Below are 16,024 nucleotides of genomic sequence, written 5' to 3' on the forward strand. Positions count from 1 at the left end.
AGACCGGGCCAGTCGATCATGTCCAGCCAGTACCCAGTCATAGCGGTTACCGGGTCCTCCGGGGCCGGAACTACCACTACCGGGCGGGCTTTCAACAAGCTGTTTGCGAGTGAGGGGCTGCGTGCGGCCACCGTCAGCGGGGACAGCTTCCATCGCTACACCCGGCAGGAAATGGCGCAGGTCGCCGAGCGCGGTGACTACGGCGACTTCAACCATTTCAGCCTGGAAGCCAACCACATTGATAAGCTGGAAGCGCTTTTTCAGGACTTTGGCAGTACCGGCACCGGACAGTATCGGGAATACGTGCACGATGACGACCGCGAGTTGATTGCCGCCGGTCATGAGCCCGGCAGTTTCACGCCCTGGCAGAGTCTGCCGCCGGAGTGTGACCTGCTGTTCTACGAAGGATTGCATGGCGGGGTCCAGAGCGAGCAGCATGACGTGGCCGGCCATGTGGATCTGCTCATTGGCGTGGTCCCCATCGTCAACCTGGAGTGGATCCAGAAGATCCATCGTGATACCCGGTATCGCGGGTATCACCAGGAGGAAGTGGTCGAGACGATCATCAATCGCATGGACGACTACGTCCAGGATATCGTGCCGCAGTTCTCCAATACCCACATTAACTTCCAGCGCGTGCCCACGGTGGATACCTCTAACCCATTTGTGGTGAGCGAGGTCCCGTCCGCTGACGAGAGCATGATTGTGGTGCACTTCCGGCATTACGCGGATGTGGACTTCCAGCGCCTTTTACGGATGATCGATGGGAGCTTCATGTCGCGTCAGGACACCATCGTGATTCCGGGCCCCAAGTTGCCATTGGCCATTGACCTGATTCTCAGGCCCCGGATCCTGGAGCTGATGGAGCACAAGCGCTACGCGTGGTAGCGCTGCTTTCAGCCGTGCTTGCGCATAAAGCGCCTTACCACGCGAGCGGTCCGGAGGGGGGCTTCCAGCATCGGCAGGTGGCCAACACCCCGCAGTATCGTTACTTGCGCCCGTGGCAGGAGGGCGCCGTAGTGATGGGCGCAGGAGACATCCACCACCTGGTCGCGTTCCCCCCAGATCACCCGGGCCGGTGCCTGGACGCGCGCCAGCAGTTCCGGGATGCGCTCGCGCGGCTGCATCATGTCCATGAACAGATGCTGGTTGACCGGGCGCCTGTGGCGCATTTCCGGGCCCATGGCCAGGGGCATGACGCGGCTGAATACTGCTTGGCCGCGCCAGGTTGTATACCGGAAGAGCGAACGGGTTTCGGATGCGTCACCCGGAATCAGTGGATTGCGACCCTGGAGAAGCTGGCTTTCCATCGGGCTGTGGCGGGCACTGCCCATGCCGGCGGCGTTCATCAGCACCAGCCCGGCCACCCGCTCCGGGTGATTGGCGGCCAGGGTAGCGCCAATGGCTCCGCCCATGGAGGAGCCCACCCAGTACGCCGGGGGGAGAGCCAGGTGACGTGCCCATTCACCCATGCGGTGAGCCTGGACCTCATAGGTGTAGCGGGCATCCGCGCGATAGTCGCTCTGGCCGAATCCCGGCAGGTCTGGCAGGTAGAGGGTCATGTGGCGCTGCAGGATGGCTGGAATCAGACTGGCCCAGGTCTCCTTGCTGGCGCCGAAACCATGGAGCAGCACCACCGGCGTGCCATGGCCGGATCCAATGCGCCAGTAGTGGATTCGGTGGCCATCAATCTCCATGCGTTCCTCATGGATCCCCGGGATCCAGCTGCTGGCCGCCTGGAGCTTCTGCCAGGCGCTGGGGGCGGGTTGCCACTGCTCCAGTGAGGCTGGGTCTGGCTGAGCAATGGGGGCCTTCAGGTAGGTGTCGCTGACTTCCTGCAGCGAGTCCAGTATCGCATTGAAAGTGGTCGCTTCCATCAGGTTCTCCGTGCGGCGCTCTGGCGTTGACGCTTGCGTTTAAGGGCTCCGGTCACAAGGCGCTGGTAGCCTGCTGGCAGCAGCCGCTGCATCCAGTCCGCTGCATGGGCTTCGGCTCCGATCAAAAGCCGGCGCCGGTCCTGTTTGACTGCCTTCAGTATAGCTTGTGCCGCTTCATCCGCGGTGGTTCGGAACAGCGTTTCGAAGTGGGCCTGGAGGGCCCCTGTGTCCTCGCCCATGAGCTGGGCCATGCTGTCATCCATGCGCGCTGTGCGGGCAATATTGGTCTGGATGCCGCCGGGGTGCACACAGGTGGCGGAGACGCTGCTCTCTGCCAGGTCCAGTTCCTGGCGGAGGGATTCGGTGAACCCGCGCACGGCGAACTTGGTCGCGTTGTAGGCGCTCATGCCGGGCTGGGCAAACAGCCCGAAGATGCTGGAGATGTTCACCACATGCCCTCCTTCTGGTGCCGCTTTCAGGTAGGGCAGGAAGGTTTTGGTACCGTAGAGTACGCCCTTGAAGTTGATATCCAGGATCCAGTCATAGTCGCTGTAGCCAGAGTCGGCCACCAGCCCCGCATGGGCCACCCCCGCGTTGTTGATGATCAGGTTGATGGCGCCATGCTCCCGGGCCGTGGCCTGTGCCCATTCTTCCACTTCATGGCGGTTGGCCACATCGACCGTGGTGTGGGTGACGTGGGCGCCGTGCTGTTCACACAGTCGGGCCGTCTCGGCCAGCGGTTGCGCGTCCACATCACTGAGGGCCAGGTGACAGCCCTCGGCAGCCAGGGCTCGGGCCAGGGCGCGACCGATGCCGGATCCGGCGCCGGTGATGGCGGCTACCTTGTTGGAAAAGGACTTCATGCGGGCTGCTCCTCCGGCGTCGCGGTGGAAGGGCGTGGCTGCTCGGCGGTGCCCGCCGGTGTCTCTGCCTTGCCGGCCTGATAGGCTGAAGCGTCAAACTGGCGGGTCTGACTCCTGAACCGGAAGGTGAAATCCGGCCACAGGGCCACGTTCTTGCCGGTCTCGGGGTGGATGTACCAGCTGGTGCAGCCGCCATCATTCCAGATGGAGCCATTCAGCCGGCTTTGCAGCCGCTTGTTGTAGGCGTTCTGGGTTGCCTCCTTAACCTCGACCCAGTCCATGTGCTTCTGTTCCATGGTATGGATGGCATCCATCACATACTGGATCTGGGACTCGATCATATAGACCATGGAGTTATGCCCCAGCCCAGTGTTCGGACCCATGACCATGAACAGGTTGGGGAAGCCGGCAACGGTCGAGCCCTTGTAGGCCTCCGGGCCATCCCGCCAGGTTTCATGCAGGTCCTGTCCGTCACGGCCCCGGATCAGCCCCTTGGGAACCGGGTCCGTGGATTTGAAGCCGGTACCGTAGATGAGCACGTCGACCTCCCGGTGCTCGCCGTCGCGGGTCACAACGCCGGTTTCGGTGATTTCCTGGATGCCCTCGGTAACCACCTCCACGTTGGATTGCTCCAGGGCCGGGTAATAGTTGTTGGACATCAGAACCCGCTTGCAACCGAATTCATAATCCGGTGTCACCTTGCGCCGCAGTTCTGGATCCCTGATCTGGCGGTGGATGTGGGAACGGGCCAGGTGACGCGCCACCTTGAGCAGCTTCGGGTTGATCAGCATGGGCACGATCCGGCTCTCCAGAAGCCAGTACAGGGCGTTGCGCTGCAGTATCTGGGCGCTGGGCAGGCGCCGGAAGACGCTGCGTTCGGTGTGGCTGATCGCGCGGTCCGGCTTGGGCATGATCCAGGGCGCGGAACGCTGGAACAGGTACAGCTGACCGGCTGCCTTCTGTACTTCGGGCACGAACTGGATGGCTGAGGCGCCGGTGCCGATCACGGCAACGCGCTTGCCACTGAGATCGTAGTCGTGGTCCCAGTCCTGAGAATGAAACGCCTTGCCCTGGAAACGGTCCATACCGGGGACATTGGGGTAGGCCGGGATCGACAGGGCGCCCATGCCGGAGACCAGGACGCTGGCCGTGAAATCACGGCCGTGGTTGTCCCTGAGCTGCCACAGGGCCCGGCCTTCGTCCCAGCGCGCCTCGTGCAAGGCTGTGTTCAGGTGGATGTGGGGGCGGATGCGGTATTTGTCGGCACAGTGCTCGAGGTACTGGCGGATCTCCTCCTGGGGCGCGAACATCCGCGTCCATTCCGGGTTGGGCTCAAAGGAGTAGGAGTAGACGTGGGATTGCACGTCGCAGGCGCACCCCGGGTAGTGGTTCTGGCGCCAGGTGCCGCCAATGCCGTCGTCTTTCTCGAAGATCCGGAAACTGTGCCGGCCTTCGCCCTTGAGCCGGATGGCCATGCCCAGCCCGGAGAAGCCGGAACCGATGATGGCCACCTGGGTGTGTTGGGTCGCAATGGTGCCGTGTTGTTGTTGGGCCATGGGATGTCTCCGTTTCTTCAAGGTATACATCTGTCTACCAACGTAGACGAGTGTATACCTCGGTGTAAAGACTTTCAGTTCAGAAAGTGACATTACCCAATGTAACGGTGTGCAATGGTGTTCCATTGGCGCCCGTGACCGGGCGCCGGGTCAGGAGGGATAACGCTCAGGGCAGGTTGCGGGAGTAGAAGATCTCCAGCATTTCCTTCTGCAGGCGCTGATGGATGTCTTCGGCTTCCTGTTCGTCCAGATCGGAGGCGTTGACGCCGAAGACGTAATTATCCAGATTGAACTCGCGCAGGATCATCTTGGTATGGAAGAGGTTATCCTGATACACGTTCACGTCCATCATCTGGTACGCCGCCCGCGTGTCCTCGGTGAGGTAGTCCTGGATGGAGCTCATCTCGTGGTCAGTGTAGTGCTTCTTGCCGTTCACATCCCGGGTGAAGCCGCGAACACGGTAGTCCACGGTGACAATGTCGGAGTCGAAGCTGTGGATCAGGTAGTTGAGCGCCTTCAGCGGCGAAATAAGCCCGCATGTGGAGACGTCAATGTCCGCCCGGAAGGTGCTGATCCCCTCGTAGGGGTGGCTTTCCGGGTAGGTGTGGACGGTGACGTGGCTCTTGTCCAGGTGGCCTACCAGGGTTTCCGGCAGCGGGCCGGGTGAGGCCTCACTGGTGTCGCCCTCGGGCGCTTCCTCGTGCTCGGCGATGAGCATGGTAACGCTGGCGCCATGGGGGTCGTAGTCCTGATGCGCGATGTTGAGGATGTTGGCGCCGATGATCTTCACCACGTCGGTGAGGATCTGGGTCAGGCGTTCGGCGTTGTACATCTCGTCGATGTATTCAATGTACGCCTGGCGCTGCTCCTCGGTGCGCGCGTAGCAGATGTCATAGATGTTGAAGCAAAGGGACTTGGTCAGGTTGTTGAAGCCGTGAAGTTCCAGCTTGGGTTCCATCGGCGCGCACCTCCAGTCTCTTGCTCGTGGGCCGGTAAAACCGGGCATTATGCCTGTGTGTGGTGCGGGTGAACACCATTGGTTGGCTCAGGGATTTCCCGGAGTGAGTGATCCATCCTCGTACCAGGATTGACAGTCTGGTTCTGGCAGCGACGTCGCTGGTATGGCTCTCCGGGAATCGCTATGAATCCAGGAGCCCAACCACCAACGTCGCTGCCCATGCGCCCCGCAAACGGGAACCTTACTCCCGGAAACTCTTACTCTTCATAGATGGTGTAATCATGCGTGATCTCAACCCCGGCCTTTTCCAGCATGATGGAAGCCGAGCAGTACTGCTCCGCCGAGAGCTGGATGGCGCGGGCCACGCGCTTGTCGTTCAGGCCCTGGCCGGTCACGTGGAAGTGGATGTGAATCGTTGTAAAGACTGACGGGACCGCGTCGGCGCGCTCCGCCGTGATCTCGGCGCGGCAGTCGGTAACGTTCTGGCGGGATTTCTGGAGGATGCTCATCACATCGAAGGAGGTGCAGCCGCCCAGGCCCACGAGCATCATTTCCATGGGCCGGGCGCCGTGGTTTTCGCCGCCGTGGTCGGGCGGGCCGTCCAGCTGGATGTCATGGCCGGAGCCGGTGGTGGCTTTAAAGCTGGCGGCGCCGGTCCAGTTGATTGTGGTGTTCATGGCCATAATCGCGGCAATCTCCCAAAGCGTTGAATGGAGGTGTGGTCGGGCGGTGTTATCCGGGAAGCTCGGTCGCCAGGGATGGCGACCGCGCAAGCGTCCAGGGATGGATTCATAGCGTTTCCCGGATGACACCGCCCGACCGCGCCTCCCTGCAGCACAGTGGCAGGCTACCACAGCGGCAAAACAAGAGGGTATTGCACCGGACGACGAACCCCTTGTGCTGATTTACATTGGGTGCTATCAAAAGGGTATTGTCCCTAAGGGCCAGAAAGGAAACATCAATTGCAGAATCAGGATGCCAAAATGAGCAGTATTGCCCGACCCGTTGATAACAAAACCAAGCACCTGGACTACTTTCTCTCCCAATGCCATCGGCGGCGTTACCCGGCCAAGAGCACCATCATCTACGCCGGTGACAAAAGCGACTCGCTGTTCTACATCGTCAAAGGCTCGGTCACTGTCATCATCGAGGATGACGACGGCCGGGAAATGATCATGGCCTACCTCAATGCCGGAGACTTCTTCGGTGAAATGGGCCTGTTCGACAACATGGACTCGCGCAGCGCCTGGGTGAAGGCCAAGACCGAGTGCGAGGTTGCAGAGATCAGCTACACCAAGTTCCGCGAGATCTCCCAGGAAGATCCCGGCGTGCTTTACTTCATCGGCGAACAGATGGCGTCGCGCCTGCGCCAGACCACGCGCAAGGTCGGTGACCTGGCCTTCCTTGATGTGACCGGCCGGGTGGCGCGCACCCTGCTCGACCTGTGTGAGGAACCGGACGCCATGACGCACCCGGACGGCATGCAGATCAAGATCACACGCCAGGAAATCGGCCGCATTGTGGGCTGTTCCCGCGAGATGGTGGGCCGCGTCCTGAAAACCCTCGAAGAGCAGGGCCTTGTTCAGGTCTCTGGCAAAACCATGGTGGTGTACGGAACCCGATGATGAAAATCTACGAAATGCAGAAAGCGCCCAATCCGCGGCGCGTGCGTATGTTCATGGCCGAGAAGGGCATTCTCGGCCAGGCCGAGTTCGTGCAGATGGACCTGGAGAAGGGCGACAACCTTACCCCCGAGTTTGCCCGCAAAAACCCGATGAAGAAGGTGCCGGTGCTGGAGCTGGATGACGGCACCTGCATTGCCGAAACCATGGCCATCTGTCGCTATTTCGAGGAGCTGTATCCGCAGCCCCCGTTGCTGGGCAAGGATGCGCTGGATAAGGCGAAAGTGGAGCAATGGCTGCGTTGGCTTGAGCTCTATTTCTTCATGCCCACCGGGATGTGCTTCCAGCACACCAGTGGCCATTTCAAGGACCGGATGAACCCGATCCCCGAGTGGGGCGAGGAATGCCGGCAGGGCGTGGAGAAGTTCATGCACTTTCTGAACAAGCACCTGGAAGGACGGGAATTCCTCGTGGGGGACCACTTCACGGCAGCGGACATTACGGCCCTTTGCACCATTGATTTCAACAAGGTGAACAGGATTGGCATCCAGCCGGAGCAGACCAACCTGCAAGCCTGGTATGACCGCATTGCTCAGCGGGAGTCCGCATCCGCCTGATTGATGGCGCTCCCTGGATGGGTCAGGGCACTATCACTCGGGAGGCGCCCTCAGTGGCGCTTTCGGTACCGAGACAATGTGGTCATGGAGAGGCACGAGCCGGGCTAGCAGACGGTTCTGGGCCCAGGTCGGGATGCCCTGCTTTTCCATGATGAGGATCAACTGTTCGGCCAGCGCATTGAACTCGGTTTCGGTGATTGCCATGCCGGCGTGCGCGGAGCGCATGGTTTTGCCCTCATAGGTGCAGGGGCCGCCGCTGAGCTCGCACAGCTGGTCCGTCAGGTTGTGGTGGAAGCGCCTTACATCAATACCACGGAACTGGGGGGCGAGGCGTCGGTCGTTGGCAATTCGCTCCAGAAGTCCGGTTACAAGGGTTTCAATGCCGGCGCGTTTGCCCAGGGCGTTGTAAAGGTTGGCTTTTTCCGCCTGCAGGGGCAGTGACGTCAGCAGCAGGGCGCTGACAGCGCAAACGCTCAGGATGATTCTTGCCCGCATGATCAGAAGCTCCCTTCGATGGACAGATAGGCGCCGTCCTGGGATTCGAGGCCGGCGATGTCGCCCAGGTTGATGTAGGCGGCGGTTATCGAGAGGCGCCGGTCCGGGATCCAGGTGACATAGAGATCCCACCAGTCTTCTTCGTCCGCAAAACTCAGGTTGTCGGGCTTTTGCCGGTATTCCCCGCCCACCAGCCAGTCCCGGCGCAGGAAAAGCCCGGCGCTGGTTTCCGCCACGGTTTCATGGCTGTCCCGCCGGTCGCCGCCGAAGCCGAGCAGGCCGCCCTGGTTGGCCCGGGTGGCGCGGAGCGTGCCGTTCACCACCAGGTTGCGGTCAAAGGGCCCGGCAAGGAATAGTTTGCTGCCACTGAGGTAAACATCGGTGCCGGTATCATCCCTGGCGCCTATGGCCGCCGGGATCTCAGAAACCCGGTGGCGCTTGTGCTGGACTCCAAGGCTCCACTGGCCGTAGGGGCTGTAAATGAGGTCGCCGGCGAGCCGGGCTTTCACGCCGAAGACATCCTGGGTCAGGTCGGATTCCGTCAGGGGCAGGAGCGCGGGTGAGAAAGCCAGGGTATCCAACGCCAGTTCCTGGCGGGCAAAGCTCACCTCAATGCGGTTGCGCCAGTTAAGAGCGGCGCCCTGGACGTTGAGCGTGTAGTCCTGGGTATTCGCCCTGGATAGCGCGACGGTGCCACCCCACTCTTCGTCGCTGGCATAGCCGGCGAGGGTGGCCCAGGGACTGATGCCGCCGCCAGCGCTGCCGTCAATGCTGCTTACCCCGCCCGTGCCCCATAACCGGCTCCCCGGCTCACTGGCAACCGTGGGGCATGCCAGCAGTAACAGGGCCATGATACCAAGATGCAGCATTGGGGTTATGAAGGTCATGTGCCATCTCCACTGTTAAGCAGCCCATGCTCGGCCGCCCAAGCCCGGTACCGGTCGGCCCACTCCGGGATGGTTGCTGCCGGCATTGGCCGTGCCATGAAAAATCCCTGGGCCTGCTCGCAGCCCCACTGCCTGAGAAGGTCCCAGGAACCCCGGTCTTCGATGCCCTCGGCGCACACCGTCAGGTTAAGCCCGTGTGCGAGGCTGATGGTGGAGCCCACGATGAGCTGGTCCTGGTCGCTCCTGGCGAGATTGAGCACAAACGACTTGTCGATCTTGAGTTCCTGCACGGGCAGGTTGCGCAGCTGGGACAGGGACGACTGGCCCGTTCCGAAATCATCGACGGAGATTGAGGCCCCTAGCGATCGCAAGGCTTCCAGTGTTTGTTGGGCCAGCCCGGTATCATTCATCACCGCGCTTTCGGTGACCTCAAAAGTGAGCCGGGACAGTTGTTGCGGCTCGTGCTTGAAATGCGCCCGGACTTCTCCGGCCAATCCCGGGTTGCCAAGATCCAGCGCCGACAGGTTGATAGCAAGCCGTGGCTGCAGGCCCTGAGAGCTCCAGTCGGCACAATCCGCGGCCGCCAACGCCAGCACCAGGCGCGTCAGTGCCAGCGTCTGGCCGGAATTCTCAGCGAGGGGGATGAATTCCTCCGGGCTGATGAACCCCAACTCCGGATGTTGCCACCGCACCAGGGCTTCCACGCCCACGAACTCGCCGGTTGCCAGGGCCACTTTGGGCTGGTAATTGAGGTGCAGGGCCTGTGCTTCGATGGCCTCGTTGAGGTCCCGTATAAGGCGGATCTCGCGCAGGTGCTCCTCGTCGCCACCGGGCTTGTAGGAGGCCACTCGGGCGGGCGTGTGTGACGCCTGTTCCAGCGTCAGGCCGAGACGACGCTGGATTTCATCAATGGTCTGGGCCTGGTCCGGTATCCGTAGCACGCCCAGGTTGACTTGGAGCTGAAGCGGGCTGCCCAGAACCTCCACGGTGGTTTCCATCTGGCTTTTCAATGTCACCATCGCCTGGTGCAGTTCGTCGTCCGGCGCCCACAGCAGGACGGCCATGAACTGACGCCCGCCGGTCCGGGCCAGACTGCCGGGGCGTTTCAGAATCCCGTTGAGGCGCAGGCCAGTGGCGATGAGGGTTTCGTCGCCAAACCGGAATCCCAGCATTTCGTTGATGGGCTTGAGGTTGGGGAGGTTGGCGGCGAGGACTGTGGCTGACTGGTCCTGGACAAGGCAGTCTTCCAATTGCTGGCGCAGCGCGCGCCAATTGGGCAGGCCGGTAAGGCTGTCGTGGGTGGCGGCGTGCTCAATCTGTTTCTCGTGCCGGATGATGTTGTTGCGCAGCTCCAGAAGCGATTGCAGGAGAATCCGCGGTTCGCCGGAAACCCGTAGCGTTGGTGGTTGAGCACTCCGGTCTCGTCCCAGGTCCTGAGCGAACCGGGCCAGCCCGAAAATGGGGCGCCCCAGGGCTCTGGCCGTGACCAGTACCACGCCAGTCGCGATCGCCAGTACCACAGCAAGCACCAGGCCCATTTCCAGCGCCAGGTTGTAGTACCGCGACAGGGCGCTGGCCCGGTCCTTGAGCAGCCAGAGCCGGGCTACCCTGGTGTTGAGACCGTCGATAGGGACCGCCCGCATGAAGTAGTCGCTTTGGCTCCGGAGCGAGGTCTGGTGCGCCGTGGAGTCGGTGGGCTGAAGTGTGGGGGTGTCCTCGGGAGCCAGGCTGGATCCGAGGACGGGCCTGGTATCGCCCCCGGTCATCTGGAAGACGGCTTCGGTGGCGGTGAGGTTGGCAATATGCTGGGCAAAGCTGTCGTCCAACCTGAAACCGGCAATCAGCCAGGCCCGAAGGCCCGCCCCCTTGAGCGGGACCACCAAAACCTGGAAGACGCTGTTATCCCACTGTCCCATGGCCACGGAGGTACCCGATTTGGCGCGGGCTTCCCGCACAATGGCCTGGAAAGGAGCCGGGCTGCCATTATTCAGGCCCGAGAGGTTGGCGATCAGACGGCCCTCAGCGTTCACGATCATCCCCAGGTCTGCATTGGCCCGGCGGCTGAGATTGCGGAGGGCGCTGGTAATGGTGGGAGTGTCGCGGGAGCCGATGGCTGACTTGAAGCCGTAGTCCCGTGCAACCACTTCAAGATTTGATACCAGAAGCTCAGTGCGTGTCTCGATAACCTGGTTGGCCACCCGCTGGGCCACTCCGAGCTGCTCCTCCGCCCGGGCCTGTTCTTCCTCAAAGAGGTTGTAGAGCATCACACCGGCCACGCTGGCACTGCTGAGAATGACCAGGGTCAGCATGGTAAGCATCAGTCTGGCCCGGAAACCGGTTGCGTGCAGCCATCCCATCACAGGTCGTTGAACTCCTGCTGGAGCTGGTCCAGCTTATCGCTGGTGTTGGGCTTCGGCGGCAGTGCCAGATGGATCTCTGTCGCTGCCCCACTGAAGGCAGCCTCCCGGAACCGGGTTTTATTCCTCAGCCTGGGATGCCATACGCGCGCCGTGATGGGCTGGCCTTGCGGTGCCGCACTGCGTTTGAAATGGATACGGCCAGTCTCGTCGGTACGCCCGTAATAGGGCCGGTCGGTGACGATCACAAAGCCCTGCATGCGGTCGTGAATGTTGCAGCCCAGCTCAACAATGCCGGGTTGATCGAAGCGGATCGGGGATTCCGGCTCACCCGCGTAGAGCTCAATATCAAAGGTTTTGGCCTCGGAGAAAGAATAGACGTGGTGCTGGGTATCATCCTTGTTGGGAAAGTTGACCTCGGAGCCGGCGGGCACCGTTAGAACGCGGGGCTGAAAGGCGCGGTCTTGCTGCGCAATGCGGTACGTTCCCGGGCTGGGTTCACCAGCACCCGGCAGGGTGACCACCGCGCCCGGGACCGGGGTGCCGGATTGCTCATCCAGCACCGTGACGGTCAGTGTCTCTGCGGGCGCGCACACACAGAGCAGAAGGCTTGAAAGGCCGGTGAGCCGGAGCAGCGGTAGTGGAACTGCGGGCATGGATGGGACTCGTTCGGCTCGGTATACAGACTGACGATAGCAGATTTCCGTTATGGGTGAAGCGCAGGACTGTATGGAGGGAGGCGCGGTTGAGTCTTTCTCCCTCGAAACGGCAAACCGATTTGCGGGCTGACTGGTTCGGGACCACACTTAATACCGGAACCAGTTGACACTCAGAGGGGCTCGTCATGCAAATTTTCAAAGCGTTTCTAACAGCGACAGCGTTTCTGGCAGCAAGCTTTTTCGCAGCAAACAGCCTTGCCGAACTCACGGACTACGACATCATGACGGAGACCTACCCGCCGTATAACTTCAAGCAGGATGGCCAGCTCAAGGGTATTGCGGTGGAGATGCTGCTGGCGGCCTCCAAGAAGGGGAACCTGGGGCTGAGCCGGGATGATGTTCGTCTTCTGCCATGGGCACGGGGTTATGAAAACGTTCAGAACGATCCGAAGACGATGCTGTTTTCAACCACCCGCACCAAGGCTCGTGAGGATCTATTCCGGTGGGTCGGCCCGATCACCGAAACCAAGGTGGCACTGATTGCGCAGAAGGGGTCCGATCTGTCATTCGAGAGCGAGTCTGACTATGCCTCGCCCACCATCGCTGTGGTTCGGGACGACGTGGCGGAGAGCCTTGTCCGCAAGCAGGGAGCGACTGATGGCAATCTGGATATCACGTCCCAACCGGAACCGGCCATGCGAAAGCTCGCTGCCGGTCGCGTTGATGCGTGGGCCTATGAGTCGAATGTTGCGTTCTGGCTCCTCAACAGCGAAGACTTTGACACGGATAACTATGAGGTCGTGGATGTGCTGAGTGAGTCCGAACTGTACTACGCCTTCCACAAGGAGGCACCTGATCAAGTGGTCAACAGCCTGCAAAAGGCAATTGATGCGCTTTCAGAGAAGGAGCGCCAGAAGATTCTGGATGAATACCTCTGAATGGCGATGGTCTTTATGAGGAAGTATAAGAAAGCTGTCTGGTCCCGGATGATCGATAACCTTTTTGTGAAATAATCCGGGCCGGTCAGCTTGCCATTGTTTCATCGCCTGTATGGGCGGCTGATGGTTCAGGGCCCGTTGAGGGATCTGGTGATTGTAAAGCCAGTTGTAGCGCTTGAGGGTGGTCTCCAGATCCTCGCTGGAATCATAGCGCCGTGTGGCGAGTACGTCACTGATGCGCCTATTGAACCGCTCAACCATGCCGTTGGTCTGGGGCCGTTCAGGGGTAATCAGACGGTGCTCAATGCCAATAGCGGTTTACTGGATGGTTGCCACTGGGGCTGCGCTGACCGCCGCGTGAGAACCGATCTGTGAACGCTTTGCCGTTATCGGTGAGCAGCTTCTCAATCCGGAACAGGGCCTTGTCAGTGAGCTGGTGCAGAAACGCCTGGGCATCGGCCGCGGACTGGCTGTCACGCATCTGCAGAAAGACCCAGCGGGTGGCGCGCTCGATGGCCACGCACAGGTAGCGCCTCTGGTGCTCATCCGGCATCTGACGTTGTACTGAGCAGCGAGCTCGGCGTTGCTGACCGAAGCAGGTGCCTGCTGAATCTCAGCCCGGATTCGGGGCGTGGTTGTGGCCTGTTGATGCAGTTTGATTTCCATGGAGCCGCTCCGCTCCTGGATGACCTGATGCACAAGTTCACGAGCTACCAGTAAAGGATAACTCTTTCTTGAGATCTGATCATCCGGTGCCTGACACCAGTGAAACAGAGAGGGAGATTCTGATTATTCACGTTCAGCTTCAATACTGGGGTAATGCTTCGAGAAAAACTCCTGCATCGAAGGCGCCAGATGCATATAGAATTCCATAAGAAGCTCTGCTTTTTCAGCGACACGCGGATAGTCGGCCATCAATGACTTCATCCGACCCGGGTGCTCAAAAAGCAGCTCGGCATAGGTGTTTACATCGTCATCGATGCGCGTTGTGCCATGGGCGGATATAAAACCTCTTTGATGCAGGTCGGTTTTCCCACTGCCTGTTGGCGAATCCGGGATTTTTCCATGGTCGTAAATATCCGTCTGATATTGAAAATCAGTCGGATTCACGCTCGCCCAATCTGCAAAAGGGAACCCCCCTTCAAACACCAGCAGCGAAGAAAGCTCGTGATGTACGGTCTCAGCATGATACGTGGCCCCTCTTTCATGCGTAGCCCGATTGGCAACTAGATAGATTGCTCCTGCGGAAAGAGAAAAAGTGCCCGAGGCGCTGCTCCCCCGCACTGCCAAGCGCCCAACAACATGCACCCGTTCAAGATAATCCTGAATTAAGGACTGGGGATATCTGGACAATGCTCGTTCCAGGCCAGAAAGAGCTCGCGCAACGTATTGCCCCTCTGGCGCCTCCATCGTCAATCCCTGACGGTCCTGCTGCGGAATTCCTTCATAATACCGCTCTGGCTCAGAGGCATTGACGAGTATCCCGTACTGATCCTCAATCGCAGATATGCTGGAGTCCGGATGAACGGAAGTGGAGTCGAACATGGTCAAAAGTTGGGGATTCAGCCCAATCATCAATAACAGCCCACCTACGAGATAACCAGACCGGAGTATCCAGCTTAAGCGGTGCCGCGCTCGCCATTGGGGCAGATCACTGTTGCTCGGTTTCATTCAACTCGTTCGCGGTTTTTACGCTAATGCCCATCATTGCCAGACTGGCGGGGATCGTTACCGCGTCATCTGCTACACCTAGGCCGCCTGAAAAAAAGTCCGTAACAATCGTTCCTACAAAAAGCGAAAGCCCAGCCGCGATACCCAATACCGTTACTTGTTTAACGGTTTGTCCATTTGGAGCCACTACAGGCTCAGGTCGTGTACCGCGTGACACTCTTTTGGTATTCGGTTCAGGCTGTATCTCCACAACGACTTTAATGTTTGTGGCAAGGAAGGGTTTACCGTGTATCCGACCTTTGAGCTTCGGAAAAACCAGCTGGCCTCTGATCTTTGGAACGGGGCTATTGGAAGACAGTTCCACCCCAATAGTGGTCTTGGGACCGTTATTCCCTTTCGCCTTTAAGGTCAGGTTGCTGCTATAGGTAATCTTATTTGTTTTTTGATCCCAATCCACCTTGGCTTCAGACACAAGATCCTGCAATGCTGCCTTGGTCTCAGCTTTATAGGCGGTTTCCAGTCCACGATTTGAGACCGTGCTTAATGGCACTTTTCTGCCTAACTCAATCACAACATCGCCGGTCAACTTCAAGGTCATCCTAAAGCCCGACCCCCGCTGGTGTACTACCGGTAACTCATCAAGCTCGTACTTCACTGAAAACGGTACTTCAACCTGATCAAGTTGATCATTCAGGGAAGTCGGCGCGACCTCAGGCTCCTTTGACTCTGTTTTAGGGCTGGGACGGGTGCCGCGCGCAATAGGAATCATCAACTTCTGACCGGGATAGATAAGGTCAGGGTTTTCGATACGGGACTGATTTTTCCGGACTACTTCAGAGCGGTTGTTGTAGGCGTAAAGTCTGGGCCATTCACTCCCTGCTCCCAGATGCTGCCTGGCAAGATCCCAGAGCGTATCACCCTTGTCTACCGTTATTCGCTTCCCTTTCATGGTTTGCCTCCCTGTTTGTTACAGTCCATTGTCGTTCAGCGTCAACGCTGAAACCTCAATCGGATATAGATGCTACTTTCCAGCAATATCCAAATCAACTCAGAGCAGCCCGTTTTATTCACCGGCAACAGCTGAAAAATAAAATTACGGTTGGTAAACTACTGTCTGATCAATAAGTTGGCCAGATCCACCAACACCAGGAGGCCATCCGTCATGGGTGAAACCGTATCGAGCCTTACCCCTGCTTTCAACCGCTCCCCTCAACGGGTCCAGTATGGGAGCCACGGGGCGCCTGCGTTGAGCTCAAAGAAGCGACTATTGAATGATCACTCCAGGTATGCAAACCAAGCTACAGAGCAGCCCCTAGTCGAATCGCCGGGACTGATGAATAAAGCGGGGTCAACTGAGTCCTAATAGCGGTGGGCTTTTGGTTCCATCAAAACACCGAAAATTTCGTTCCAGTAACGTGGAAGCCAACCCTTCCTACCTTTAGTATAATCCTGAATCAGTGACTTCGCAGGCCAATATACCCCGCAAAGCGCAAGCTGGGCTAATACGGGCAAAATCTGAATAGA

15 protein-coding genes and 1 pseudogene are annotated in these 16,024 nt (G+C 59.5%); 4 read left to right on the forward strand and 12 right to left on the reverse strand.

Annotated elements, in window-relative coordinates; genetic code table 11:
* Nucleotides 1–18 precede the first annotated feature (18 nt).
* A complete protein-coding gene (locus AC1RQI_RS13195) occupies nucleotides 19–888 on the forward strand; it encodes a phosphoribulokinase (RefSeq protein WP_416633185.1) in 870 nt (289 codons plus the stop codon).
* Nucleotides 889–896: 8 nt separating this feature from the next.
* Here AC1RQI_RS13195 and AC1RQI_RS13200 read toward each other — a convergent pair whose 3' ends face one another.
* The 5 genes from AC1RQI_RS13200 to AC1RQI_RS13220 form a co-directional block, all read right to left on the reverse strand.
* Nucleotides 897–1,877, reverse strand: a complete 981-nt coding sequence (locus AC1RQI_RS13200) for an alpha/beta fold hydrolase (protein ID WP_481905136.1) — start codon at nucleotides 1,875–1,877, stop codon at nucleotides 897–899.
* The gene (locus AC1RQI_RS13205; protein WP_481905137.1) at nucleotides 1,877–2,740 is read right to left on the reverse strand and encodes an SDR family NAD(P)-dependent oxidoreductase; all 864 of its coding nucleotides are present in this window, start codon (nucleotides 2,738–2,740) and stop codon (nucleotides 1,877–1,879) included. Before AC1RQI_RS13205 ends, AC1RQI_RS13200 begins: the two co-directional genes overlap by 1 nt.
* The gene (locus AC1RQI_RS13210; RefSeq protein ID WP_481905138.1) at nucleotides 2,737–4,296 is read right to left on the reverse strand and encodes a flavin-containing monooxygenase; all 1,560 of its coding nucleotides are present in this window, start codon (nucleotides 4,294–4,296) and stop codon (nucleotides 2,737–2,739) included. Before AC1RQI_RS13210 ends, AC1RQI_RS13205 begins: the two co-directional genes overlap by 4 nt.
* A gap of 166 nt (nucleotides 4,297–4,462) precedes the next feature.
* Nucleotides 4,463–5,254: an adenosylmethionine decarboxylase gene (gene speD / locus AC1RQI_RS13215; RefSeq protein WP_416633190.1), complete on the reverse strand. Its 792-nt coding sequence runs from the start codon at nucleotides 5,252–5,254 to the stop codon at nucleotides 4,463–4,465.
* A gap of 257 nt (nucleotides 5,255–5,511) precedes the next feature.
* Nucleotides 5,512–5,931, reverse strand: a complete 420-nt coding sequence (locus tag AC1RQI_RS13220) for an OsmC family protein (RefSeq protein ID WP_416635660.1) — start codon at nucleotides 5,929–5,931, stop codon at nucleotides 5,512–5,514.
* A 306-nt stretch (nucleotides 5,932–6,237) separates the two neighbouring features.
* Between AC1RQI_RS13220 and crp the strand changes: the two genes are divergently transcribed.
* Nucleotides 6,238–6,879: a cAMP-activated global transcriptional regulator CRP gene (gene crp, locus AC1RQI_RS13225; RefSeq protein WP_416633191.1), complete on the forward strand. Its 642-nt coding sequence runs from the start codon at nucleotides 6,238–6,240 to the stop codon at nucleotides 6,877–6,879.
* The gene (locus AC1RQI_RS13230; RefSeq protein WP_481905139.1) at nucleotides 6,879–7,493 is read left to right on the forward strand and encodes a glutathione S-transferase family protein; all 615 of its coding nucleotides are present in this window, start codon (nucleotides 6,879–6,881) and stop codon (nucleotides 7,491–7,493) included. Before crp ends, AC1RQI_RS13230 begins: the two co-directional genes overlap by 1 nt.
* 33 nt (nucleotides 7,494–7,526) lie before the next feature.
* Here AC1RQI_RS13230 and AC1RQI_RS13235 read toward each other — a convergent pair whose 3' ends face one another.
* The 4 genes from AC1RQI_RS13235 to AC1RQI_RS13250 are packed head-to-tail and all read right to left on the reverse strand — an operon-like array spanning nucleotide 7,527 to nucleotide 11,888.
* Nucleotides 7,527–7,988, reverse strand: a complete 462-nt coding sequence (locus tag AC1RQI_RS13235) for a group I truncated hemoglobin (RefSeq protein WP_481905140.1) — start codon at nucleotides 7,986–7,988, stop codon at nucleotides 7,527–7,529.
* A gap of 2 nt (nucleotides 7,989–7,990) precedes the next feature.
* Nucleotides 7,991–8,875: a DUF3034 family protein gene (locus AC1RQI_RS13240; protein ID WP_481905141.1), complete on the reverse strand. Its 885-nt coding sequence runs from the start codon at nucleotides 8,873–8,875 to the stop codon at nucleotides 7,991–7,993.
* Nucleotides 8,872–11,232: a putative bifunctional diguanylate cyclase/phosphodiesterase gene (locus AC1RQI_RS13245; RefSeq protein WP_481905142.1), complete on the reverse strand. Its 2,361-nt coding sequence runs from the start codon at nucleotides 11,230–11,232 to the stop codon at nucleotides 8,872–8,874. The genes AC1RQI_RS13240 and AC1RQI_RS13245 overlap by 4 nt, the downstream gene beginning before the upstream one ends.
* A complete protein-coding gene (locus AC1RQI_RS13250; RefSeq protein ID WP_481905143.1) occupies nucleotides 11,232–11,888 on the reverse strand; it encodes a cupredoxin domain-containing protein in 657 nt (218 codons plus the stop codon). The genes AC1RQI_RS13245 and AC1RQI_RS13250 overlap by 1 nt, the downstream gene beginning before the upstream one ends.
* Before the next feature lie 188 nt (nucleotides 11,889–12,076).
* Here AC1RQI_RS13250 and AC1RQI_RS13255 point away from each other — a divergent pair, with 188 nt between their 5' ends.
* On the forward strand, nucleotides 12,077–12,829 hold the full coding sequence (locus AC1RQI_RS13255) for a substrate-binding periplasmic protein (protein WP_481905144.1): 753 nt from the start codon (nucleotides 12,077–12,079) through the stop codon (nucleotides 12,827–12,829).
* Here AC1RQI_RS13255 and AC1RQI_RS13260 read toward each other — a convergent pair.
* The 3 genes and pseudogenes from AC1RQI_RS13260 to AC1RQI_RS13270 all read right to left on the reverse strand — a co-directional run.
* Nucleotides 12,788–13,385 (reverse strand): annotated as a pseudogene (locus AC1RQI_RS13260) (integrase core domain-containing protein); the annotation flags it as partial. The gene AC1RQI_RS13255 and the pseudogene AC1RQI_RS13260 sit on opposite strands and share 42 nt — an antisense overlap.
* Nucleotides 13,386–13,618: 233 nt before the next feature.
* Nucleotides 13,619–14,404 (reverse strand): hypothetical protein, encoded by a 786-nt coding sequence (locus tag AC1RQI_RS13265; protein WP_481905145.1) that lies wholly within the window; start codon nucleotides 14,402–14,404, stop codon nucleotides 13,619–13,621.
* Between the two features lie 76 nt (nucleotides 14,405–14,480).
* Nucleotides 14,481–15,449, reverse strand: a complete 969-nt coding sequence (locus AC1RQI_RS13270) for a LysM peptidoglycan-binding domain-containing protein (RefSeq protein ID WP_481905146.1) — start codon at nucleotides 15,447–15,449, stop codon at nucleotides 14,481–14,483.
* Between the last annotated feature and the right edge of the window lie 575 nt (nucleotides 15,450–16,024).

It is taken from the genome of Salicola sp. AFF1, assembly GCF_056783195.1.